The sequence below is a fragment of the Kitasatospora sp. NPDC058444 genome (assembly GCF_042721415.1).
Classification (GTDB): domain Bacteria; phylum Actinomycetota; class Actinomycetes; order Streptomycetales; family Streptomycetaceae; genus Kitasatospora.
This window is the reverse complement of the sequence record NZ_JBHXLL010000001.1, coordinates 184,753-207,141: the sequence shown is the minus strand read 5'-3', so window position 1 is coordinate 207,141 and position 22,389 is coordinate 184,753. Positions and strand designations below refer to the sequence as shown.

Genomic DNA, 22,389 nt, shown 5'->3' with positions numbered 1-22,389 from the left:
GGCCTCCTGCCGACGCGCCGCGTCTCCGTTCGGTCGGGCAGGAGACGCCGGCGGGCGGCGCGGTGTGACACCGGCGGCCGTATGGCACGGGTCACATCGCCGGGCTGTCACGGATCGGCGGGCTCCGGCGTCCTGTGGGAGGCACCAGCCGACGGAAGGAGACCCCAGATGAGCAGCGAGCACGCGGACGGCCGCCGCCCCGACCCGGCCACGGACGGCCGCCGCCCCGACCCGGCCACCGAGGCCTTCGTCGCCCACCGCAACCTGCTGTTCACCGTCGCCTACGAGATGCTCGGCTCGGCGGTGGACGCCGAGGACGTCCTCCAGGAGACCTGGCTGCGCTGGGCCGGCGTCGACCTCGCCGCCGTGCGGGACCGGCGCGCCTACCTCGTCCGGATCACCACCCGGCAGGCGCTCGGGCGGCTGCGCACGATCGGCCGGCGCAAGGAGTCGTACGTCGGCCCGTGGCTGCCCGAGCCGCTGCTCACCTCGCCGGACGTCGCCGAGCAGGTCGAGCTGGCGGACAGCGTCTCGATGGCGATGATGATGGTCCTGGAGACCCTCGGGCCCATCGAGCGGGCGGTGTTCGTGCTGCGCGAGGTGTTCGGCCTCGGGTACGAGGAGATCGCGGAGGCCGTCGACAAGACCCCGGTCGCGGTCCGCCAGATCGCCCACCGGGCGCGCGCCCACGTCGCGGCCCGCCGGCCGCGCGGCGCCGTCTCGGCCGACGAGGCCCGCACCGCCATCGCCGCCTTCCAACGGGCCGTCGAGACGGGCGACTTGCAGCAGCTCCTGGACCTCCTCGCCCCCGACGTGGTCGCGCTGAGCGACGGCGGCGGCATCAAGCAGGCCATGCCCCGGCCCACCGTCGGCGCCGGGCCGGTGGGCCGCCTGCTGGCCGCGGGCGTGGCGGTGTGGGGGCCGCTGGGGACGTGCGAACCGGCCCAGGTCAACGGGCACCCGGCGCTGATCCTGCGGGTGGACGGGGAGATCGACCTGGTGGTGGCGATGCGGATCGACGAGGGGCTGATCACCGGCATCTACTCGGTGCGCAACCCGGAGAAGCTCACCCACATGGAGCGGGAGACGCCGCTGAGCCTCTGAAGCCCCGGACGGCCGGAACCCGGGAACGCCCTCGTTCGCCCCCGCCTCCCCCTCGACCCCCGCCCCTCCACCCCTCCGCCTGAACAGCCGCGCGCCCCGGGGTTCCGTGAACCCCGGGGCGCGCAACCGCCGTACGGACGTCAGGCCTTGGGGCCCGCGGACTGGACGACCTCGAAGGACCAGAGGGTGGAGCCGGAGGCGGCGGGGCGCTTGGGGGCCTCGTCGGAGGGGCCGTTCTGGTGGGCGGCCTTCATGGGGCCCTCCATCCAGGCCTTGAAGTCCTCCTCGCTGCGCCAGCGGGTGTAGACGAGGTACTGGTCGGTGCCCTCGACGGGGCGGAGGAGCTCGAACCACTCGAAGCCGTCCGAGTTCTCCACCGCGCCGGCCCGGGAGGCGAAGCGCTGCTCCAGCACCTCGCGCTGCTCGGCCGGCACCGTCAGGACGTTGATCTTGACGACGGACATGGCACGCTCCTTCTGTTTCGGTGACTGCTGACGGGCAGCAGTCTGCTACACCTCACGGGCGGACCGTTCGCAGGTGCCGGTGGTCGTGGCGAGGCGTCCCCGTAGGGCAGTCAGGACCCGGGCAGTCCGCTGGTCGCGAGGGTCTGGTTCTTGTAGGCCCGCACGCCGGTGATCTCGGGGCCGAACCAGTCCGGGGGCGAGAACGCCTCCGCCTCGGCCTCCGAGCCGAACTCGACCTCGGCGGTGCGCAGTCCGGCCAGCTCCCCGTGGTAGACGTCCGCGTAGACCGTGACGCCGGAGGCTTCGAAGGTGTAGCGGTCCTTGATCAGGCGCGCCCCCTCGGTGGCCGGCCAGAGCTCGGTGAACTCCTGTTCCCCGAGCTCGCGTTCCACCTCGATCCGGACCGGCGCGCCGGCCGAGGAGTCCTTGCGCTTGACGCCGAGGAGGCAGCTGCCGGCGATCCGCCGCAGCCGCACCTCCGTCCCGTCGTCCTTGATCGCGATGTAGCCCTGCTCGATGTGCTGCCGCACCGCCGTGTCCGGCGGCTCGAAGTCACCCAGCAGGAACTTGCGCTCGATTTCGAGCGGCACGCCGCACCACCTTTCCGGCAGGCCGTCAGAACGACCGGCCCTCCCCACGGTACGGCCCCTGCGGCCCCGACGGGTCCGGCCGGTCCCGCAGGTCCGCGCAGAGCGAGGAGCTGAGCCGGTTCAGCACCCCGGCGAGTTCGGCGTACCGCTGCTCGTCCCAGTCCCCCAGCAGTGCGGCGAGCTGGGTGCGCCGGGCGGCGACCAGTCTCAGCGCCACCTCCTCCCCCGCTTCGGTGAGCCGCAGCGGCAGCCCGCCGGACCGGGCGGCCAGTCCCCGGCCCTCCACCTCCCGGACGGCCTCCTCGACGACGGCCATCGGGACGATCCGCCGCTCGGCCAGTTCGGCCGGCTCGACCGAGCCGTGCTGGTACATCTGGAGGAGCAGCCAGCTGGAGGCGGGCCGCAGGTCCAGCCCGGCGGTCTCGGTGATCCGCCGGAAGAGGTCGCGCCGGGCCTCGCGGCTGTTCAGCACCGAGAGCGCGCGGGCGATCTCGTCCAGCGAGGTGCGCTCGACCGGGTTGACCCCGATGGACTCGCCGAGGTCCGGCGCGGTGACGGTGGAGCGCAGCTTCTGTTCGCGCAGGAACAGCGACAGCACGAAGGCGACCACCGCGACCGGCACCGCGTACAGGAACACCCGGGTGATCGACTCGGCGTACGCGTGGTACACCGCCGGCTGGACGGAGGCGGGCAGCTGGGGGATGACCCGCGGGTCGGAGGTGATGACCTCCGGCCGGAAGCCGGGCGGCAGCGGCACCCCGGCCAGGGCGTCGGCGAGCCGGCTGCTCAGCCCGCTGGCGAAGACCGTCCCGAAGACGGAGACGCCGAAGGAGGCCCCGATGGAGCGGAAGAAGGTGGCGCCGGCGGTGGCCACACCGAGGTCCTCGTAGCCGACCGAGTTCTGCACGATCAGCACCAGCACCTGCATCACCAGGCCCAGTCCGAGGCCGAAGACCAGGAAGTAGAAGCTCATCTCGGCGGTGCTGCTGTGCTCGTCCAGCCGGGAGAGCAGCAGCAGCCCGACGGTGGTCACGGCCGTCCCGGCGATCGGGAAGATCCGGTAGTGACCGGTGCGGGAGACGATCTGACCGGAGCCGATCGAGGTGAGCAGCATGCCGAGCACCATCGGCAGCATGTGGATGCCGGACAGGGTGGGCGAGACCTGCTGGACCACCTGGAGGAAGGTCGGCAGGTAGGTCAGCGCGCCGAACATCGCGAAGCCGACCACGAAGGAGATCACCGCGACCAGGCTGAAGGTCCGCGAGCGGAACAGCCGCAGCGGCAGCACCGGCTCCGCGGCGGTCCGCTCGACCAGGACGAAGGCGAGCAGCAGCACCAGGCCGAGCACGCCGAGGCCGACGATCTGCCAGGAGCTCCAGGCCCAGGTGGTCCCGCCGAGCGAGGTCATCAGCACCAGGCAGGTGGCGACGGCGGCGATCAGGACGGTGCCGAGGTAGTCGATCCGGTGCTCGCGGCGGACCTCCTGCCCGTGCAGCACGATCGCGATCACCATCAGGGCGACGATGCCGATCGGCAGGTTGATGTAGAAGACCCAGCGCCAGCTGAGGTGGTCGACGAACACGCCGCCGAGCAGCGGCCCGAGCACGCTGGTGACGCCGAACACGGCGCCGAACAGGCCCTGGTAGCGGCCGCGGTCCCGAGGGGCGACGAGGTCGCCGACGATCGCCTGGGAGAGCACCATCAGCCCGCCGCCGCCCAGGCCCTGGAGCGCGCGGAAGGCGATCAGCTCGCCCATGTTCTGGGCGATCCCGCACAGCACCGAGCCGAGCAGGAAGATCACGATGGAGGCCTGGAAGAAGCGCTTCCGGCCGTACATGTCGCCGAGCTTGCCCCAGAGCGGGGTGGCGGCGGTGGAGGCCAGGAGATAGGCGGTGACCACCCAGGAGAGGTGTTCGAGGCCGCCGAGGTCGCTGACGATGGTCGGCAGCGCGGTGGAGACGATGGTCTGGTCGAGGGCGGCGAGCAGCATCGCCAGCAGCAGGGCGCCGATCGGCACCCAGAGGTTGTGGACGGTGACCGCCGGCGGGCCGCTCCCGCCCGCGGCGCTCCGGTCGGACGCGGCGCGCGGCTGCGTCACGACGTCTCCGTGGGCATGGCGTCTCTCCATGGGGGCGCGGGCCCGTCGGCCGGGCCGTGCGGATGATCACTCCCAGCTCACAGCGCTCGCTGGTTCGTCCCGATATGTTCCACCGGGTTGAGCCGAGCGTAAGCGCCGGGGACAACGGCCGCGCCCCGGGCGTTCTCCGAGGAGCCAACCGGCACCAACCGGCACAACATCCCCGCCGGGGGACGGACGCCCCTGTCCACCCTTCGGGCGGTCCTGCATAATCAGGCGCGATCGTGCGCCCCGGGTCCGCCCGGAACGTGCGCCGAACGACCGAACATCCGCCCGCGAAGTCGACGCGAAACCGAGGAGGACCGGCCGATGCCGGACCAGCACTGCCCGACGTGCGGCACCGCACGCTCCACCGGCTGCGGCTGCGTCCCGGACCCGAGCCTCACCGAGACCGCCGTCCTGCCCCACCTCGAGGGCCCGCTGGTCCGCCCGTACGTCCCGCAGACCGCCGACCAGGTGGCCGACGAGACCCACCCGAACGCGCCGGTGGTGGACCCGTTCGCGACCACGGTGCTGCCGCCCGTGCCCCCGGGGCAGCCCGGGCCGCCGGCCGCTCCCCCGCTCGGACCGGACGCCGACGCGTACGCCACCACCGTGCTGCCGCCGGTCGCCCCGGGGCAGGACCCGTTCGGGGTTGCCGCCGGTGCCTACCCGGGGGCCGGTGCCTACCCGGGGGCCTCCGGTGCCTTCCCGGGCGCCGACGGCTACGCCGCCGCCACCACCGTGCTGCCGCCCGTCCCGCCCGCCGGGCCGGGCCCGTACCCGGCGGCCTCCCACCCGCAGGAGCCCGCTTCGGGACCGGCCGGGAACGAGATCGGCCTCTTCTCCTTCGGGCAGGCACCGGACGCCGTCGGGTCGGCCTCGAACGCCGGTCGCGCCTCGGCCCCGGCCGCGCCCGGCCCGGAAGCCACCGGCGGCCGGGCCGCCAGGAGGGCGGCCGAGCAGGCCGACCGGCGCCCGCTCGCCCAGCGCAAGGGGCTGCTGGCCGGGGTCGGCGCCGGCCTGGTGGCGCTCACCATCGGCGTCGCGTACGCGGTGACGCCCTCCGGCGAACCGTCGGCCAAGCAGGCCCAGCCGCTGCCGACGAGCACCCTGGTGCCCGCGCCAGTGGACCCGCCCACCCTGGCGGCGCCCGCCCCGAGCGCGGCGGCGCCGACCAGCCAGGCGCCGAGTCCGACGCCCACCCCCACCCGCAAGCCGAGCCCGACGAAGACGGCCGCCCCGGCCCCGACCGCCACGCCGACGCCACCGCCGCCGCCTCCGGTCCAGCCGCCCGCCCCGGCCCCCACCCCGACGCCGGTCCCCACGCCCACGCCGACCCAGGCACCCAGCCCGCGGCAGCTCCAGCTCGGGATGAGCGGGGCGGACGTCAAGGACATGCAGCAGCGCCTGTACGTCGCCGAATGCGGATTCATCGACAAGTCGATCGTCAGCGGCACCTTCGACTACTGGACCCAGTCGGTGCTCACCAGCTACCAGCGCGAGAACCGGATCAAGGGCGAGAACGGCGTCTACGGCCCCAAGACCCAGGCCACCCTCACCGCCGACCCGGGCTGCTGAGCCGGGCCACCGAGCCTGGCTGCCGAGCCGCGCCGCTGCCCGGCCCCGGCCGCGCGCACCCATACGAAGGGGCGGCGGCCGCCCGTCGGCAGCCACCGCCCCGCTCTTGACCGCGTCGGCGTGTCAGCCGCGTCGGCGCCTCAGCCGGGTCAGCCGGTGATCGCCCCGAAGATGCTGATGCCCGCCAGCACCACCATGATCGTCGCCGCCACCCGGACGATCAGCTTCATCGGCACGTACTTGAGCAGCTTCTGCCCGCCCACGATGGCGATGCCGCCGACCGCGCACAGCGCCAGCCAGGAGCCCAGGCCGACGGCCAGCGGGTCGGCGTACTTGGCGGCCAGGTTGGCGGTCATGATCTGGGTCAGGTCACCGAACTCGGCGACCGCGACGACCACGAAGCTGGCCCCGGCCACCTTCCAGAAGCTGTTCGAGGACGGCTCCTTGGCCGCGTGCTCGTCCTCGTCCCCGCCGCCGTGGAACAGCAGCATCGCCGCGCCGACCAGGAACAGCACGCCGGTGACGCCCTCCACCCAGCGGTGCGGCAGCAGGGTGAGCAGGTGCCCGGCGACGAGCGCCAGGCCCACCTGGAGGGCGAAGGCCGCGGCGATGCCCGCGAACACGTAGCTCGCCCGGTACTTGGTGCCGAGCACCAGGCTGGCCAGCGCGGTCTTGTCCGGCAGTTCGGCCAGGAAGATGATGCCGAAGGTCAACGCGGCAACGGTGATACTCATCAGGAGTCCTCGGTCGGGCTGCCCGGCCTCCGCAGGTCCGTCAGGGGACGCTTCGGCCCGACAGCACTGGTCATGGTCACAGCACTGCGGCCGAAGGTCTCGCCGGCAACGCTCTTCGAGCGGTGCCCCGGGCGCCGGACCCCTGGGGGTCAGTATGTCGACGGTCCGGTGGAGGGCTACTCCCCTTCAACGGCCCCAAGCGTACCGGACGGCGTCAACGGGCCCGTCCGGGGAGCCCGGGGGCGGCCCGGGGCACCGGCCGACTCCGCCTACCGGGCACTCCCGTCCTGCTCGGCCACGACCAGTCCGCGCCCGACCAGTTCCAGCACCACCACGATCGCCACCGATTCCACCGCCAGCAACCCGATCAGCACGAACAGCTGCACCGCCCCCGCCTGGACCGGCGAGGCCCCGCCCAGCAGCATCCCGACGAAGGCCCCCGGCAGGGTGACCAGGCCGACCGTCCGGGTCTGGTCCAGCGCCGGGACGAGCGAGGTCGCCGCGGCCGTCCGGCAGATCTCCAGCCGGGCCTCGCGCTCCTCGAAGCCGAGCGCCAGCGCCGCCTCCACCTCGCCGCGCCGCAGCCGCAGCTCGTCCAGGGCCCGCCGCCCGGCCAGCGAGGTCGCGCTGAGCGCCCCGCCGATCAGGATGCCCGCGACCGGGATGACGGACAGGCCCTCGGCCGGCAGCAGCCCGACACCCAGCAGCAGGGCGAGCACCGGCAGCACCCCGGCGCCGATCGGGGCGGCCGCCCAGACCCAGGCCGGGCCCGGGGTCATCCGCCGTCCGGCGGTGCGCACGGCGACCGAGAACATCAGCACCACGAACAGCGCCGACCACCAGAGCGACCCGACCACCCAGGTGATCACCGCGGCGACGGCGGCCAGCTGCACCACCGCGCGCAGCCCGGCCCGCAGCACCGCGTGACCGTGGCCGAGCAGGCCCCGCCCGGCCACCGCGACGGCGGCCAGCAGCAGCACCGCGGTGACCACCCCGAGCAGCGGGGTGACCGGCAGCAGCTGGCCGCCGGAGGCCGCCAGGTCCGCCGGGAGCGTCAGATCCGCCAGGTCCGCCAGGCGCATCAGATCCGGCCCATCAGCTACCGCCCATCAGACCCGGCCCACCGGATACGGCCCATCGGATACGCCGCTCAGATCCAGCTGGTGAACCACATCCGGTCCTGCCAGGACGACATCGGGATCACCTCCGCCGTGTACAGCGGGTAGAAGAAGGCGAAGCAGCCGACGATCGCGAGCACGATCGCCCCGGCGCCGATCGCCCCGATCCTGCGACGCTCGGGGCTGCACCCGGGCGGCCCGAGCATCGCCCCGAGCATCTGGGCGACGGCCAGGCACAGGAACGGCACCAACACGACCATGTAGAAGGAGAAGATCGTCCGCTCCTGGTACCGGAACCAGGGCAGGTAGATCCCGGCCACCGCGCACAGCACCGCGCCCGAGCGCCAGTCCCGCCGGAAGAACCAGCGCCACAGCAGGTAGGCCAGCGCGAAGCAGGCCGTCCACCAGAGGAAGGGCGTGCCGAGGCCGAGGATCTGCGAGGCGCAGCCCCCCGAGGAGGTGCAGCCGCGCTGCCCGTACGGGATCTGCTCCCAGTACATGGAGACCGGGCGGCCGTCGACCAGCCAGGCGAAGGGGTTGGACTGGTACGTGTGCGGGGTGCTCAGGCCGGTGTTGAAGTCGTACATCTGCGAGTGGTAGTGCCACAGGCTGCGCAGCGACTCGGGCACCCAGCTCATCGGGATCTGCGGCAGCGGGATGCCGAGGACGCTGTCCGGGGAGAGCCCGGCGCGCCCGTCGGCCCAGTGCCGGTCGTAGCCGCCCCCGCCGGTCGGGCCGGAGCCGCCGGTGGCGAGCCAGCCGCTCCAGGCGCCGACGTACACCACCACGGCGGAGCCGACCATGGCGAGGAAGGCGGGGACGGCGTCCCGGCGCAGCATGGACCGCCAGGGGTGGCGGGCGCCGGCGGCGCGGCGGCCGGACTGGTCCCACAGGACGGTCAGGATGCCGAAGCCGGCGAGGATCGGGGCGCCGTTCCACTTGACCGCGCAGGCGGCGCCGAGGAGCACCCCGGCGGCGATCCGCCAGGGGCGCCAACCGAGCCGGACGGTGTCGCCGATGCCGGTTCCGCCGCCACCGGTTCCGGCGGCTGCGGTCTCGGCGGCTGCGGTCGCGGCTGCGGCGAGCCGGGCGCGGGTGCGGTCGCGGTCGATCAGCAGGCTGCCGAAGGCGGCGAGCACGAAGAACATCTGGATGCCGTCGAGCAGGCCGACCCGGCTCATCACCAGCTGGAGGCCGTCCACCGACATCAGCAGCGCGGCGGTGCAGCCGATCAGGGTGGAGCCGAAGAGGCGGCGGCCGATCCGGGCCAGCATCAGCACGGTGACGGTGCCGAGCAGGGCGGTCATGAACCGCCAGCCGAAGGGGTTCAGGCCGAACAGCTGCTCGCCGATCGCCATCACCCATTTGCCGAGCGGCGGGTGCGCGATGAACTCGGGCGCGGAGGTCAGCGGGATCGACTGCGGGACGGAGAGGATGTCGGCGTTGGCGTGGTCGGGCCAGGTGCCCTCGTAGCCCTGCTGGAGCAGCGACCAGGCGTCCTTGGGGTAGTACGTCTCGTCGAAGACGAAGGAGTCGGGGTGGCCGAGGTTCCAGAACCGCAGCAGGCCGGCGAAGAGCGCCACGGCGATCGGTCCGAGCCAGCCGGAGCGGTCGGCCGCCCAGCGGACCAGGCCCCCGCGCGGGGCCGGTGCCGGGGCGGCGGTGGCCGGGGCCGCCGGTGGGTGCGTGAGCGCCGCTTGCGTCATAGCCTCGCCGATTCGCCTGTCTGCTCTGCCCGGGGCCTGGCTCCGCCCGGGTCGTGCCGCTCCGGGCGGGGCCGGGCGGCAACAGCCACTGACACTATGTGGCGGTGCGCGCGAAGCCAAGCGCGACGGGCGCCGACCAGGTGACCTGGTCGGCGCCCGTTCCGAACGCTCCTGCCGTCCGTTCGGCTACGCGGCGGTCTGCAGCTCCCGGACCGGGACCGGCGTGTGGACCACGGCCGGGGCCGCGTTGTCCTGCTCCGGCGTGAGGTGCGGGCGCAGCCGCAGCGCCATGGCGACGATCAGCAGCGTGGAGACCGCCATGGCCGCCAGGTAGAGCGGCCAGGTGCCGGAGCCGACCAGCAGCACACCGACGGCCGGGCCGACCGCGACCGCGATCTGCTTCACCAGGGCGTACCCGGCGTTGTAGGTGCCGAGCAGCCGGGCCGGGGCGAGGTCCGCGACGATCGGGCCCATGGTGGGCGCGAGCAGCGACTCGCCGACGCCGAAGAGGGCGTAGATCGAGACGATGGCGACCGTGGCGGCCATGGTCTCGGTCCGTATCAGGCCGGCCACCAGGGCCATCGCCCAGGCGCCGAGCCAGACCACACCGGCCGCGGCCATCGCGGTGGTGCGGCGGCGCCGCGCGGTGATCCGCACCACGAACATCTGCAGGACCACGATGGTCAGCGCGTTGGCGCCGATCGCGAAGCCCAGGGTGGAGGGCGCGGTGCCGACGGTGTCGGTGGCGAAGGCCGCGACGCCGGACTCGAACTGGCCGTAGCAGGTGAAGAAGATCAGCCCGGCGAGCACGCAGAGCCGCAGCATCGCCTTGTCGGCGACCAGCGCGCGCAGCCCCGTCGGGCCGTCGTTCTTCTCGTGGACGACGGTCAGCTGGACCTTGGGCATCCGGGCGGTGCCGGTGACCAGGGCGAGGCCGAGGAACGTCACCGCCTCGATGGTGAACAGCCGGGTGAGGCTGGCCGGGTCGGCCACGTTCACGATCTGCCCGCCGACCAGGGCGCCGATGCCCATGCCCAGGTTGACCAGGGTGAACTGGAGCGCGAAGGCGTGCGAGCGGGTGGCCGCCGTGGAGCAGCGGACGATCATCGTGGCGAGCGCCGGCTGGCAGGTGGTGACACCCGCGCCGAACAGGAAGGAGGAGACCAGCAGGGCCGGGGTGCCGGTGGCGTGGCCGAAGGCGAACGCGCCGGTGGCGGCGAGCGCCGTACCGGCCAGCAGCACCGGGCGGGGGCCGTACTTGTCGATGCCGCGGCCGGTGAACGGCAGGACGGCGAGGGCCGCCAGCGCGAAGACGGTGAACACCATCCCGGCCGCCAGCGAGCCCAGCCCGCGCACCTGGTCCACGTACACGAACATGTACGGCATCGTGAACCCGCTGCCGAACGCACTGAGCGCGTTGCCGATCTGGACGCGGCGCAGCGGGCCGCCCGCTCCACGCCGCTGCTGCCTCTGCTGCTTCACCGTGCCGGTCACCGTGCACATCCCTTCCTGGTTTCAACTGGATACTCTTAAGTCCAGAAGATTTCAGAGCTAAAGTTTGACGAGATAAAGTCTTAGCACCAGAAGAGTGCGGAGTCAAAGGCTTAAGGAGTGCACCCTCGTGCGACACTGTTCGGCATGACTACGGACAAGCCGCGGCCGGCTGACGGCAAGCCCGCCCCGGCCACCCCCCTGGAGTTCGGCATCGCCGAGCAGGTGGCCCTCTACCAGCGGGAATTCCCCACCGTCGACCCCCAGGTGGAGACGATCGTGCAGACCCTCAACCGGGTCTCCCGGCGGATGGGCGTGGCGTACGACCGGCAGCTGACTGTGCTCGGAATCACCTCCGCCGAGTGGGAGGTGCTCAAGGCGCTGGTGGTGTCCGGCAGCCCGTACCGGCTGGGGCCGGGCGAGCTGGCCAAGCGCCTCGGGCTCACCCCGGCCGCGATGACGCACCGGATCGACCGGATGGTGGCGGACGGCCTGGTCACCCGGGATCGGGACGAGACCAACCGGGTGCGGGTGATCATCGAGCTCACCGAGGCCGGCCGCGACAAGTGGCTGGAGTCGATGCGGATGGCCGCGGTCTTCGAGGAGGAGCTGCTCCAGGACGTCGCGGGCGAGGAGCGGGCCACGCTCTCCGCGATGCTGGGCCGGATGCTGCGGCGGATCGAGGAGAGCCAGCCGGACGCCCTCGGGCGCACCGCCGACCTGGACTGATCCCACCGGCCCGACCCCGGGGGCCGGGGAACGCGAACGGGTCCGGCCCGCCGGGAGGATGCTCCTCCCGGCGGGCCGGACCCGTCACTTCAGGTGCTGCGAGGATCCGTCAGGCCCTCGGCGGTCCGGTGGACCGTCAGCAGGGACCGTTGTCGGTCCAGACGCCCCACTGGCCGCTCTGGCTCGGGTCGTCGCCCTTGGTCCACCACTTGTTGGTGTAGTAGTGACCCTTCCACGAGACCTTGGTGCCGCCGGCCGCGTAGGTGGTGTTCGCGTCCCAGCTCGGGGCGTTCGGGCAGGTGGCCGGGGTGCCGGTCGGCGTGCCCGTGGGGGTGCCGGTCGGGGTGCCGGTCGGCGTCCCGGTGGGGGTGCCGGTCGGGGTGCCGGTCGGCGTCCCGGTGGGGGTGCCGGTCGGGGTGCCGGTCGAGGTCGGGGTCGGGGTCGGCGTGCCGGTCGGCGGGGCCGGGCAGGCGGACGCGGAGCCGTTGGTGGCGCTCACCATCTTGTCGAACAGGGCGGTCTTGGTGCCCAGGTCGTACAGCGAGAAGGCGAAGGAGCCGCCGAGGCCGTTGCAGTGCGCGTAGTCGAGCTTGGCCTGGATGGACCTGGCGTCCTCACCGCTCCAGAAGGTGTTGCCGTCGTAGAAGTACGTGGCCTGCGCCCCGTCGTCCCAGAAGGTCTTGGACGGGTTGTCGACGAAGCCCGTGAGCTCCTTGTACATCTGGATGCCGGGCTGGTTGCCGGACATCGCCGCGCCGGCCGCCGGCTGGGTGGCGGGCTGGTACAGGCCGTGCTTGCCGTTGTCCTTCACGCCGGTCCAGCCGCGGTAGTAGAACGGCACACCCATGTTGATCTTGTTGGCGGGGAAGCCGCCGGGGATGCCGTACTCCTTGTCACCGACCGTCCACGCCTTGATGGCGTTGTCGATCGAGTACTTGCCGTTGCCCGGCTTGGCCGGGCTCGACGGGTCGTCCGGGGTCGAGTACAGCCCGGCCTGGTGGTTGGTCGGGCCCTGGGCGTCCCAGCCGCCGTGCATGTCGTAGGTCATGACGTCGAGGAAGGTCAGGTACTGACCGATCTTGTCGGTCTCGACGTTCATGATCTTGTCCTGGCCGGCACCGACCGCCGCCGAGAGGGCGTAGGTCTTCTTGTCGGCCGTGCCCTGCGCGTCCAGCTGGGTGCGGAACTCCTTCAGCAGCGCGGTGAAGTTCTGCTTGTCCGCCGGGCTGGAGAGGTTGCCGGTGTGGCCGCCGCCGCCCGGGTACTCCCAGTCGATGTCGATGCCGTCGAAGACGCCGGCCGCCGAACCCGGGCCGCCGAACCCGGCGTCCTTGGGCAGGTTGCCCTTGATGAACATGTCGATGCAGGACGACACCAGGTGCTTGCGCGAGGCGTCCGTGGCGGCGGCCGGCGAGAAGTACTTGGAGTAGGTCCAACCGCCCAGCGAGAGCAGGACCTTGAGGTTGGGGTTCTTCGCCTTCAGCTTCTTCAGCTGGTTGAGGTTGCCCGCGATCGGCTGGTTCCAGACGTCGCCGACGCCGTCGACCGAGATGTCCGGGCCGAAGCTCTTCTGGTAGTCGGCGAACGCGTCGCCCGCGCCGTCACCCGCGTTGGGGTTGTTGTCGTTCGTGTCGGCGGCCTTGGTGGCCTCGAAACACCCCAGGTCGGTCGGGTGGATGTTGGCGAAGGAGTAGATCAGGTAGTCCAGGTTCTTGGCGACGCCGGTGTCCTGGATCGTCTTGGGGTAGTACGCGTTCGCGTAGATCGACCACTGGTCGAAGTAGGCGACCTTGATGCCGCCGCTGGTGGCGGGCGCGCCGGTCGAGTTGGTGGTCGCGGCGTTGGCCGCGCCGCCGCCGGACAGCGCGAGGCCGGCGCCGAGCAGCAGGGAGGCGGTGGTGCCGGCCGCGATGGCGGCCATGCTCTTCGGGCGGCGTCGGCGGCCGCCCTGCGGCGCCGGGGTCCCGGCCCTTTCAATGCGTGAGCGCAGCATGGGTGCGTGACTCCTGGTTGTGGGGGTTCCCGTCGCCCCGGGGGGCACGCGTCCGGGGTGGGGCCGGACGACCGGGACATGACAGGCATGGGTGGGGAATCGAGCGGGATCAGACCATGACGGACTACCGGGATGTGCCGAACCGGCGCCGGCACCACGAGGCCGCCGACGCCGGTTCAGGGGCTCCCTGCACCTGGGCAATAAAAATGGACTAGACCAACTCGCCCGTCAAGGGGTGCCGTTGGGCCTTGAGACCCGCTTAAGGTTCCACCCCCGCGCTGAGCTGGGCGGCCGCGCCCCGAGCCGGCATCGGACTCGTCGGACGGTCCGGCGCCGGACCCAGGCGAGGAGCCGGCGCCGAACCCAGGGGAGGAGCCGGCGCCGGACCCGGTGACCGGGTCAGTAGCGGACGGCGTTGGCCACCTCGGCCTTGACCGTGCCGGAGAGGTCCCGGTGGGCGTGCGCGGTGGCCTGGGTGCTCTGCCCGACCGCCAGGTCCTGGATGGTCACCGCGGCCGCGTCCTGCACGTTGCCGGACGCGTCGGTGAAGTTCACCTGGATCACGTACCGGTACGACTGCTGCCCGTGGTTGGTGACGGTCAGCTGCACCTGCGGCTTGCCGTCCGAACCGGTGGTCACCGCCCCGGCGGCGACGTCCCCCTTGGCGTCCAGCCCGCCCTTGATCCCGGCGACCGCCGAGGAGGCCGCCGACACCGCCGCCGAGGCCTGCGCCTCGGCCGAGGCGATCGCGGACCCCGCCCCGCCGGCCACCGAGGCCAGCGCCGAGGCCGCGGAGGCGGCGGCGCTCGCCCCCTTCTCCACCGCGGCCGCCGCCTCGGAGGCCACGCTGCTCGCACTCTTCCCGGAGGAGCAGCCCGCGAGCGCCGCCGTGCCGACCACCGCCGCGGCCAACACCGCCGCCACCGCCCGCCGTTGACGGCGCAGCGGCGGTGCGTCCAGGTCCTGGGCGGTGACCCTCGGCGGGGTCAGGGCCCTCGCGCGGGTGAGCGGCTGGCGGTCCATGCGGTCCCTCGTTTCCGGTCGGCGCCGGGCTGCCCGGCACACCTCCAGGCCCACCCTCCGAGGGCCGAGGGGCCGCCGCCAGCAGGGCTGCTGCCTCCGGGTGAGCCGGGCAGGCAGCCCGGGAGGGATCGGTGTGCCGGGCAGGCAGCCCCGGAGGGCTCGGTGAGCCGGACGGAAGCCCGGGAGGGCTTGGTGAGCCGGACGGAAGCCCGGGAGGGCTTGGTGAGCCGGACTCCGGGAGGGCCTCAGGACAGCCCCGAGCCCTCCTGCGAGTCCGACTCCACCGCGGCCCGCTCCTCGCGCAGCCGCACCTGGTGCCGGCGCCGCGCGACGACCCCGTACGCCCCGGCGGCGCTCGCCACGAAGGACACCAGGCCGACCCACGGCCGGTCGAAGACGTGGCCGGTCAGGTGGTCCAGCGAGTACCGGCCGGCGCCGGCCAGGCCGAGCGCCAGCCCGGTCGCGCCGAGGAAGGCCGGGTACTCGTAGCCGCCGGACATCGCGAAGAAACCGGCCGGGGCGTGCACCGACACCGCGCCCGCCATCGTCCCGGCCACCACCGCGCCGGCCGCCGGGGTGGCCAGCCCGACCACCAGCAGCGCGCCGCCGCCCGCCTCGCCGAGACCGGCCGCCAGCGCGCTCTCCCGGGCCGGGTGGAAGCCCATCTGCTCCATGGCCTGGGTGGCGCCGTCCAGGCCGCTGCCCCCGAACCAGCCGAACAGCTTCTGGGTGCCGTGCGCGATCAGCACGCCGCCGACTGCGCTGCGCAGGGCCAGCAGGCCCAGGTCCTTACGGTTCAGGCACATGTCGCATCCTCGCTTCCGCGGCGGAGTGGCCCCGCCCGCCGGCCGTCCTGACTCCATAGCAACCGAGGGCGCCCGCCCCTTCGAGCCGGGGCCGCCATCCGGGCGAATTCGGCCGCGACCGGGAATGAACCGCCGGTGGGGAGATCCACGCCACGCCCGGCCGCGGGGCGGGGCGTGGCGGACCGGCCACCCGGGGCCCCGCGGTCATGCTTGGCCCATGTTCGTCTTCAACCTGAGCAGCGCCTTCATCACCTTCTTCGCCGTGGTCGGCCCGCCGAAGACCCTGCTGGCCTTCGCCCGGCTGGCCGGGACCCGCAGCAACCAGGAGCTGCGCCGGCTGGCCGCGCTGAGCACGGCCATCGCGGCGGTGATCGGTCTGGTGCTCGGCTTCGGGGCCGACGAGCTGACCACGCTGTTCCACATCAGCGACCAGTCGCTCCAGCTCGCCGGCGGGGCGATCTTCTTCGTCTACGCCGTCGCCCTGGTCTTCGGCGTCCACCTCGGCTCGGACGCCGACGAGGACGAGCACCTGGCGAACCCGCTGGTGGACGGCATCCGCGAACTGCTGCTGCCGTACATCGCCAGCCCGCTCGCCGTCACGGCCGTCATGGTCGCCTCGCTCAACCAGGACGACTGGAGCTGGAAGGCCGCCGTCTCCGGGGCGTACGTCGCCGTCGCGGTGATCAACTACCTCTGTGTGGCGGTGCTCGCGCCGCTGATGCGACGCACCCACCGCACCTCGCTGGAGGTGCTGTCCCGGCTGCTCGGGCTGCTGCTGGCGGCGGTCGGCGTCGAGCTGTTCCTGGAGGGCCTGGCCGGGCTGGGGGTGCACCTGCCGGCGGGGCACTGAGCGGGCGGACAGCCGGCCCGTCAGCCCGTCCGCCCGCTCAGCCCGCCCGTCAGCCCGCCCGTCAGCCCGCCACGAGGCGGGCCAGCACCTCGCCGATCCGCTCGCGCACCAGCGGATCGGCGACCAGCCCGTCCGGGCCGACCGCACCGCGCTCCAGCGGGAGCCGGACGCAGGCCTCGTCCAGCACGGCCGCGCCGGTGTAGCCGAGGACGGTGCGCAGGGTGGCCTCGGCGCCCAGGCCGCGGCCCGGGCCGGCGGCGTTGATCCAGCCGGTGGGCTTGTCCGAGATCTCGATGCCGCCGACCGTCCAGTCCAGCAGGTTCTTGAACGCGCCCGGCAGCGTCCCGGCGTACTCGGGGGTGCAGACCAGCAGCGCGTCGGCCGCCTCGATCGCGGCCCTCAGCCCGGCCACCGGCTCCGGCAGCGGGTCGGTGTCGTGGTCCGGGTTGAAGTGCGGCAGCCCGGCCAGCCCGGCGTAGTACGTGGCCCGCAGGCCCGGGGCGGCCGCCGCCACGGCGGCCGCGGTGCGCAGCACGGTCTCGTTGGTGGAACCGGCTCGCAGGCTCCCGGGCAGCAGCAGGATGTGACGCTCGTTCGGCATGCCGGGCAACCTACTCCCTGACGCCCGCGTCAAGGCCAGCCGCCGGTTCAGGCCCCGTCAGCGCGGCACCACCGACCGCCAGGGCACCGGGCTGGAGAGGATCATCGAGCTGGACGGCTGCCCGTAGCTCCCGAGCCGGTCGCACACCGCCTCGAACTCGGCCATCGTCGACACCGCGACCAGCAGCACGCAGCACGCCCCGCCGGTGACCCGGTGCAGCTGGATCACCTCCGGCCAGGTCGGCACCTCCGGGTCGCGCAGCACGCAGCGGGGGCCGTAGCACTGGATCTGGACCAGCGCGGTGATCGGCAGCCCGGCCCGGGTGAGGTCCACGTGGGCGTGGTAGCCGCTGATCACCCCCTCGGACTCCAGGCGGCGGACGCGTTCGGCCACCGCGGGTGCGGACAGGCTCACCCGGCGGGAGAGTTCGTTGTACGAGAGCCGGGCGTCGGACTGGAGCTCGGCGAGCAGACGGCGGTCGACGGCGTCCAAGGCGGCCTCCCCGGTGGTCGGGATCAAGGGATTTCCGTTCGTAAAGCGAATCGGCGGAACGCCTCGCGAACGACAGCCGCGAAGGCGGTTGCGATACCCGTCGACCATTCAAGCGGGGGGCACCGCCGCCGCACAATGGGCACCGGGTGGAACCCGGCAGTCCGGCCGGTTCACCCGACCGGGCGACGGGGCCCGGAGGATCAGGAGGGATCGGGATGGGGCACGACACGGTGGAGAAGCCCAACCTGTCGTTCGGTCGGGGCGGAGCGCCGGGTCGGGGCACCCCGTACTCCGAGTACGTACGCCTGGAGGAGCTGCACGGCCTGCAGCACCCGCGCAGCAAGGAGCCGGCCGAGCTGTCGTTCATCGTCACCACCCAGGTGATGGAGCTGCTGTTCGACCTGCTGCGGCACGAGTGGACGATCGCCCGGCAGGCGCTGCGCGAGGACGACCTGACCGCCGCGCTGGCCGCGCTGCGCCGGGGCACCCACGTGCAGGACGTGCTGGTGGAGTCCTGGGACCTGCTGGCCACCATGACCCCGCACGAGTTCAACTCCTTCCGCTCGCTGTTCGGCGAGGCCTCCGGCTTCCAGTCCTCCGCCTTCCTGCGGCTGGAGTTCCTGCTCGGCAACAAGAACGCCGCGCTGCTGACGATGTACGACGGGATGCCCGGCACCCAGGCCGAGCTGACCGAGGCGCTGCGCTCCCCCGGCCTGTACGACGAGGCGCTGGAGCTGCTGGCGCGCCGCGGCCTGGCCCCGCACCGGGAGCCCTCCGAGCAGCGCTACCAGCCGTCCGCGGAGGTCGAGGCGGCCTGGCGGCGGGTGTACACCGAGCCGGAGCTCGCCGAGCTCCAGCCGCTCGGCGAGGCCCTGCTGGACGTGGCCGAGCGGGTCACCCGCTGGCGTCAGCGCCACCTCTCGACGGTCAAGCGGACCATGGGCGGCAAGCCCGGATCGGGCGGCTCCAGCGGACTGACCTGGCTGCGCAAGTCGGCCGAGCAGGACGTGTTCCCGGAGCTGTGGACCATCCGGGACGGGCTGTGACGGAGCGGGCTGTGACAGAGCGGACTTCGGCAGTGCGGACTTCGGCAGAGCGGGCAGGGACGGAGCGAGCCGTGAGCAAGGGGACCGAGGGGATGGGCATGACCACGCGCGAGGACTGCGCGGCGCTGGACGCCGTCGACCCGCTGGCGGCGTTCCGCAAGGAGTTCGCCCTGCCGGACGGGGTGATCTACCTGGACGGCAACTCGCTCGGCGCGCTGCCGGTGCGCACGCCCGAGCGGGTGCGCCGGGTGGTCGAGGAGGAGTGGGGCCGGGAGCTGATCCGCAGCTGGAACGACGCCGGCTGGTTCGAGCAGCCGTACCGGCTGGGGCGGCGGATCGCGCCGCTGATCGGCGCCGGCCCGGCGGAAGTGGTCGTCTGCGACACCACCTCGGTCAACCTGTTCAAGGTGCTGTCGGCCGCGCTGCGGCTGCGTCCGGGCCGGCACACCGTGCTCGGCGACGCCGAGGCCTTCCCGACCGACCTGTACATCGCCGAGGGCGTGACCGGCCTGGTCGAGGGCGCGCGCAGCGCGCTGATCCGCCCCGAGGAGCTGGACCGGCACCTGGACGGGGACGTCGCCGCAGTCGTCCTCTCGCACGTGGACTACCGCACCGGCGAACTGCTGGACATGCCCGGCATCACCGCCCGGGTGCAGGCCGCGGGCGCCCTGATGATCTGGGACGTGTGCCACTCGGTGGGCGCGCTGCCGGTCGAACTCGGCGCCGCCGGCGCGGACTTCGCGATCGGCTGCACCTACAAGTACCTGAACGGCGGCCCCGGCTCGCCGGCCTTCCTGTACGTCGCCGAGCGGCACCTGGCGGCCGGCCCGCTCCAGCCGCTGAGCGGCTGGTTCGGCCACGCCCGGCCGTTCGCCTTCGAGCCCGGGTACGACCCGAAGCCGGGCATCGGCCGCTTCCTGACCAGCTCACCCTCACTGCTCGGCCAGGCCGCCCTCGACGCCTCGCTGGACATCTGGGAGCGGGTCGACCCGGCGCTGGTACGGACGAAGAGCCTGGCGCTGACCGACCTGTTCATCTCGCTGACCGAGGGACTGGACGGCGTCGAAGTGGTGACCCCGCGCGCACACGCCCGGCGGGGCAGTCAGGTCGCGCTGCGGCACGCCGACGGCTACCCGGTGGTGCAGGCCCTGATCGAGCGCGGGGTGATCGGCGACTTCCGCGCACCGGACCTGATGCGCTTCGGCTTCACGCCGCTCTACCTCTCGTACACCGAGGTCTGGGACGCGGCCCGGCAGCTGGCCGAGGTGCTGGAGAGCGGCGAGTGGCGGGCGGAGCGCTTCTCCCGCCGGGGCGAGGTGACGTAACTCGGGAGCCGGGGCCGGGCCCTCGGGCCGGCGGGGCCGGGCCGCCGTGACGCAGCTCATGTCCGGGCCGAGTTCGACATCCGTCGCCCTTGGGGAAGCTTCCGACCGACGGAACGTCATACCCTGGGGGAGGTAGCACGTGAACCTCGAACTCGGCCCGCTCAAGCCCGAACCGGCCCCGCTGATCCTCGGCCTGGCGCTGTTCTTCCTGCTGCTGTGGGCGCTCGGGCGCCACCTGATCCCCCGGATCGAACGAGTGCAGTCCGAACGCTGGGAGGCCACCGAGGGCCGCGCCGAACGCGCCGAGGCCCTGCTCGCCGAGGCCGAGGCCACCCGGGAGGCCCGCCTGCGGGAACTGGCCGAGGCCCGGCACGAGGCGGCCCGGATCCGCGAGGAGTACGCCGAGCGCGGCGCGGCGGCGATGGTCGCGGCCCGCGCGGAGGGCATCCGCGTCCGGGACGAGCTGCTCGCCACCGGCCGCGCCCGGATCGCCGCCGACCGCGCCGAGGCGGCCCGTCTGCTGCGCCAGGACGTCGGCGAGCTGGCCGTCACCCTGGCCGGCCGGGTGATCGGCGAGCCGGTGCACGCCGTCGCCGCCCAGCGCCGCACGGTGGAGCGGTTCTTCGAGGCGGACTAGCGGACCGCAGCGGGCTGCCGACCGGAGTCGGCCGAGGCCCGGCACAAGTCCGCCTTCGTCAGCTCTGCGTGAGCTCTTGATCAGCTCCGCGTGAGCGCTTCGTCAGCTCTTCGTGAGCTCCGCGACCAGGTCGCGGTAGACCGCGAAGGCCGGCTTGGGCGTGTAGTCGTCGCGCACCAGGCCGAAGTGCGGGAACAGCCCGGCGCCCGCGCTGTCCGCGTCGCGCAGGGCGAAGAACGCGTAACCGGTGACGTTGAGTTCGGCGGCGAGCCCGACGACCGTCCGGACCACCTCCGCCACCACCTCGGCCTGCCGCGCCTCGCTCCGCCCGGGGCCGGTGGGCCAGCCGTTCTCGCAGATCCGGACCGGAACGCCGGGCCCGATCCCGGCCGCGGGCAGCGCGTCCCGACGGAATCCGGCGAGCACCGCCCGTACCGCGTCGGCGAGTTGCCCGGACGGAACGGGACGGAAGACGTCCGGGAAGAAGTCCAGGCCGACGTAGTCCAGGGCGCGGTGGAAGCGCTCGTCGGCGAGCCGGCCGAGCTCGGGCCAGAAGGTGTCCGCGGGGTCGAAGGTGGGAACCGCGTTGAAGCCGACCGCAAGCCGGTCGAATCCGTGGGCCAGCGCCTCCTCCTTGGCCGCGATCACGCCCTCGACCAGCGCCCGCCGGACGTTCGGGATGCCGCCGTCCACGGGCGGGAGGTCCAGGTTGGGCTCCTCGCAGATCTGGAGCAGCCCGAGGCGGTGCCCCTCGGTCCGGACCGTCCGCCGGACGAAGTCCAGCCAGCCCGCCAACTCCCCGCCGCGCTCGCGGTACTGGACCACCAGGTCGAGCCGGCGGCCCTCGACGGCGTACCGCTCCGGCCGCTCGGGAGTGTGCTCGCCGCCCGGGTACGAGCGGTAGGCACGGACCAGGAACTCCCCGGCGCCGCCCTGGAGTTCGCGCAGGGCGGCGGCCATGCGGGCCGGGTCGTCGGGGCGGGCGGGGGTGATCACGCCGGTGTCGTCACCGGCCAGCCCGCCGGGATAGATGCCGAAGGTGAAGGTCATGCCGTCACCGTAGCCGATATTTTTGGTGTCACTGCAATTTTGGAGTGACACCATGCCCTCCGGCTAGAATCCGGCCATGGGACTTCGCGAACTCAAGAAGCAGCAGACCCGGGAACTGCTCTCCGACACCGCCATGGGCCTGTTCGCCGAGCGCGGCTTCGACCGGGTCACGGTGGTCGAGGTGGCCCGGGCCGCCGGAGTCTCGCCGAACACGGTCTTCAACTACTTCCCCACCAAGGAGGACCTGTTCTTCGACCGGCAGGAGGAGGTCGTCGCCCACCTGGCCGAGGTGGTCCGGCACCGCCCCGCGGGCCGCTCGGCCGTGGACGCCGTCCGGGCCGACCTGCTGGCGGCCTTCGCCGACGGGGAACCGACCGTCGGGCTGAACCCTGAAGTGGCGGCGTTCTGGCGGATCGTCGAGGACAGCGCCGCGCTGCGGGCCCGACTGCTGGAGCTCGGCGAACGGGCCGAGGCGGCGCTCGCGGCCGTCCTGGCCGAGGAGTCGGGAGCCGCACCGGAGGACCCGCTCCCCCGGATCGTGGCCGGAGCCGTCACCGGGGCCCACCGGGCCGTACTCGGCGAGATCCGGCGGGCCATGGTGGCCGGGGAACCGACCGAAGCGGTGCGGACCCGGGTCGAGGCGGCCGTCGACCGGGCCTTCGGCCTGCTCTCCTCGGGCCTCGCCCACTACCCGGCCGAAGGGTAGGCGGCCGGAAACGGGGTCCGGCGCTTCGGCGAAGGCGGGAAGGCGGGAGACCGGAGACCGGAGCGGGGAGCCGGGGAGGCGGGAGCGGGGAGGCGGGAGCGGGGAGGCGGGAGACGGCTCCGGCGCGAAGCCGAGACGGCGCGGGGCCCCCCGGGGGGAAGGCGCGGGGGGCCCCCGCCCCCCCCCCGCCGGGCCGGCGCACAACCCGAAGCGCCCGCAACCCCGGC

At 73.3% G+C, this 22,389-nt stretch carries 21 protein-coding genes; 8 read left to right on the top strand and 13 right to left on the bottom strand.

Going from position 1 to position 22,389, the window contains the following annotated elements; translation table 11 throughout:
* Nucleotides 1–168: 168 nt before the first annotated feature.
* On the top strand, nucleotides 169–1,104 hold the full coding sequence (locus ACFWP2_RS00985; protein WP_380446913.1) for an RNA polymerase sigma-70 factor: 936 nt from the start codon (nucleotides 169–171) through the stop codon (nucleotides 1,102–1,104).
* Between the two features lie 140 nt (nucleotides 1,105–1,244).
* Here the strand turns inward: ACFWP2_RS00985 and ACFWP2_RS00980 are convergent, their stop codons facing one another.
* From ACFWP2_RS00980 to ACFWP2_RS00970, 3 genes are all read right to left on the bottom strand, one after another.
* Nucleotides 1,245–1,568 (bottom strand): antibiotic biosynthesis monooxygenase family protein, encoded by a 324-nt coding sequence (locus ACFWP2_RS00980; RefSeq protein ID WP_380446910.1) that lies wholly within the window; start codon nucleotides 1,566–1,568, stop codon nucleotides 1,245–1,247.
* 110 nt (nucleotides 1,569–1,678) lie between these two features.
* Nucleotides 1,679–2,158 carry an adenylate cyclase gene (locus ACFWP2_RS00975; protein ID WP_380446908.1) on the bottom strand — a complete coding sequence of 160 codons (480 nt, stop codon included), beginning with the start codon at nucleotides 2,156–2,158 and terminating at the stop codon, nucleotides 1,679–1,681.
* A 25-nt stretch (nucleotides 2,159–2,183) separates the two neighbouring features.
* A complete protein-coding gene (locus ACFWP2_RS00970) occupies nucleotides 2,184–4,286 on the bottom strand; it encodes a DHA2 family efflux MFS transporter permease subunit (protein ID WP_380446906.1) in 2,103 nt (700 codons plus the stop codon).
* Nucleotides 4,287–4,604: 318 nt separating this feature from the next.
* Between ACFWP2_RS00970 and ACFWP2_RS00965 the strand changes: the two genes are divergently transcribed.
* Nucleotides 4,605–5,855, top strand: coding sequence for a peptidoglycan-binding protein (locus ACFWP2_RS00965; RefSeq protein ID WP_380446904.1), 1,251 nt, complete (start codon nucleotides 4,605–4,607; stop codon nucleotides 5,853–5,855).
* A 149-nt stretch (nucleotides 5,856–6,004) separates the two neighbouring features.
* Here the strand turns inward: ACFWP2_RS00965 and ACFWP2_RS00960 are convergent, their stop codons facing one another.
* The 4 genes from ACFWP2_RS00960 to ACFWP2_RS00945 all read right to left on the bottom strand — a co-directional run bounded on the left by ACFWP2_RS00960 (nucleotide 6,005) and on the right by ACFWP2_RS00945 (nucleotide 10,907).
* Nucleotides 6,005–6,592 carry a TMEM165/GDT1 family protein gene (locus tag ACFWP2_RS00960; RefSeq protein WP_380447476.1) on the bottom strand — a complete coding sequence of 196 codons (588 nt, stop codon included), beginning with the start codon at nucleotides 6,590–6,592 and terminating at the stop codon, nucleotides 6,005–6,007.
* Between the two features lie 266 nt (nucleotides 6,593–6,858).
* Complete coding sequence (locus ACFWP2_RS00955) at nucleotides 6,859–7,671, bottom strand: ABC transporter permease (RefSeq protein ID WP_380446901.1); 813 nt, start codon at nucleotides 7,669–7,671, stop codon at nucleotides 6,859–6,861.
* Between the two features lie 68 nt (nucleotides 7,672–7,739).
* Nucleotides 7,740–9,413 (bottom strand): dolichyl-phosphate-mannose--protein mannosyltransferase, encoded by a 1,674-nt coding sequence (locus ACFWP2_RS00950; protein ID WP_380446899.1) that lies wholly within the window; start codon nucleotides 9,411–9,413, stop codon nucleotides 7,740–7,742.
* A 186-nt stretch (nucleotides 9,414–9,599) separates the two neighbouring features.
* The gene (locus ACFWP2_RS00945) at nucleotides 9,600–10,907 is read right to left on the bottom strand and encodes an MFS transporter (protein ID WP_380446896.1); all 1,308 of its coding nucleotides are present in this window, start codon (nucleotides 10,905–10,907) and stop codon (nucleotides 9,600–9,602) included.
* A gap of 144 nt (nucleotides 10,908–11,051) precedes the next feature.
* Here ACFWP2_RS00945 and ACFWP2_RS00940 point away from each other — a divergent pair, with 144 nt between their 5' ends.
* The gene (locus tag ACFWP2_RS00940) at nucleotides 11,052–11,633 is read left to right on the top strand and encodes a MarR family winged helix-turn-helix transcriptional regulator (protein WP_380446894.1); all 582 of its coding nucleotides are present in this window, start codon (nucleotides 11,052–11,054) and stop codon (nucleotides 11,631–11,633) included.
* Nucleotides 11,634–11,769: 136 nt separating this feature from the next.
* Here ACFWP2_RS00940 and ACFWP2_RS00935 read toward each other — a convergent pair whose 3' ends face one another.
* The 3 genes from ACFWP2_RS00935 to ACFWP2_RS00925 form a co-directional block, all read right to left on the bottom strand.
* On the bottom strand, nucleotides 11,770–13,626 hold the full coding sequence (locus tag ACFWP2_RS00935; protein ID WP_380446891.1) for a glycosyl hydrolase family 18 protein: 1,857 nt from the start codon (nucleotides 13,624–13,626) through the stop codon (nucleotides 11,770–11,772).
* A 399-nt stretch (nucleotides 13,627–14,025) separates the two neighbouring features.
* On the bottom strand, nucleotides 14,026–14,649 hold the full coding sequence (locus ACFWP2_RS00930) for an FxLYD domain-containing protein (RefSeq protein WP_380446889.1): 624 nt from the start codon (nucleotides 14,647–14,649) through the stop codon (nucleotides 14,026–14,028).
* A 245-nt stretch (nucleotides 14,650–14,894) separates the two neighbouring features.
* The gene (locus ACFWP2_RS00925; protein WP_380446887.1) at nucleotides 14,895–15,455 is read right to left on the bottom strand and encodes a DoxX family protein; all 561 of its coding nucleotides are present in this window, start codon (nucleotides 15,453–15,455) and stop codon (nucleotides 14,895–14,897) included.
* Between the two features lie 217 nt (nucleotides 15,456–15,672).
* On the opposite strand from ACFWP2_RS00925, the gene ACFWP2_RS00920 reads away from it, so the two are divergent.
* On the top strand, nucleotides 15,673–16,305 hold the full coding sequence (locus ACFWP2_RS00920) for a MarC family protein (protein ID WP_380446885.1): 633 nt from the start codon (nucleotides 15,673–15,675) through the stop codon (nucleotides 16,303–16,305).
* Nucleotides 16,306–16,366: 61 nt separating this feature from the next.
* Here ACFWP2_RS00920 and ACFWP2_RS00915 read toward each other — a convergent pair whose 3' ends face one another.
* Together ACFWP2_RS00915 and ACFWP2_RS00910 are read right to left on the bottom strand one after the other, a co-directional pair.
* Nucleotides 16,367–16,906, bottom strand: a complete 540-nt coding sequence (locus ACFWP2_RS00915) for an NADPH-dependent FMN reductase (protein WP_380446883.1) — start codon at nucleotides 16,904–16,906, stop codon at nucleotides 16,367–16,369.
* A gap of 57 nt (nucleotides 16,907–16,963) precedes the next feature.
* Nucleotides 16,964–17,425 carry an Lrp/AsnC family transcriptional regulator gene (locus ACFWP2_RS00910; protein ID WP_380446880.1) on the bottom strand — a complete coding sequence of 154 codons (462 nt, stop codon included), beginning with the start codon at nucleotides 17,423–17,425 and terminating at the stop codon, nucleotides 16,964–16,966.
* 188 nt (nucleotides 17,426–17,613) lie between these two features.
* Here ACFWP2_RS00910 and ACFWP2_RS00905 point away from each other — a divergent pair, with 188 nt between their 5' ends.
* The 3 genes from ACFWP2_RS00905 to ACFWP2_RS00895 all read left to right on the top strand — a co-directional run bounded on the left by ACFWP2_RS00905 (nucleotide 17,614) and on the right by ACFWP2_RS00895 (nucleotide 20,406).
* Nucleotides 17,614–18,444, top strand: coding sequence for a tryptophan 2,3-dioxygenase (locus tag ACFWP2_RS00905; RefSeq protein WP_380446878.1), 831 nt, complete (start codon nucleotides 17,614–17,616; stop codon nucleotides 18,442–18,444).
* A gap of 92 nt (nucleotides 18,445–18,536) precedes the next feature.
* Entirely contained in the window at nucleotides 18,537–19,769 is a 1,233-nt protein-coding gene (gene kynU / locus ACFWP2_RS00900) for a kynureninase (RefSeq protein WP_380447474.1), read from the top strand.
* A gap of 139 nt (nucleotides 19,770–19,908) precedes the next feature.
* Complete coding sequence (locus ACFWP2_RS00895) at nucleotides 19,909–20,406, top strand: hypothetical protein (RefSeq protein ID WP_380446877.1); 498 nt, start codon at nucleotides 19,909–19,911, stop codon at nucleotides 20,404–20,406.
* A 102-nt stretch (nucleotides 20,407–20,508) separates the two neighbouring features.
* On the opposite strand, the gene ACFWP2_RS00890 is transcribed toward ACFWP2_RS00895, so the two are convergent.
* Entirely contained in the window at nucleotides 20,509–21,456 is a 948-nt protein-coding gene (locus ACFWP2_RS00890; protein ID WP_380446875.1) for a hypothetical protein, read from the bottom strand.
* A gap of 76 nt (nucleotides 21,457–21,532) precedes the next feature.
* Here ACFWP2_RS00890 and ACFWP2_RS00885 point away from each other — a divergent pair, with 76 nt between their 5' ends.
* The gene (locus ACFWP2_RS00885) at nucleotides 21,533–22,162 is read left to right on the top strand and encodes a TetR/AcrR family transcriptional regulator (RefSeq protein ID WP_380446873.1); all 630 of its coding nucleotides are present in this window, start codon (nucleotides 21,533–21,535) and stop codon (nucleotides 22,160–22,162) included.
* Nucleotides 22,163–22,389 lie beyond the last annotated feature (227 nt).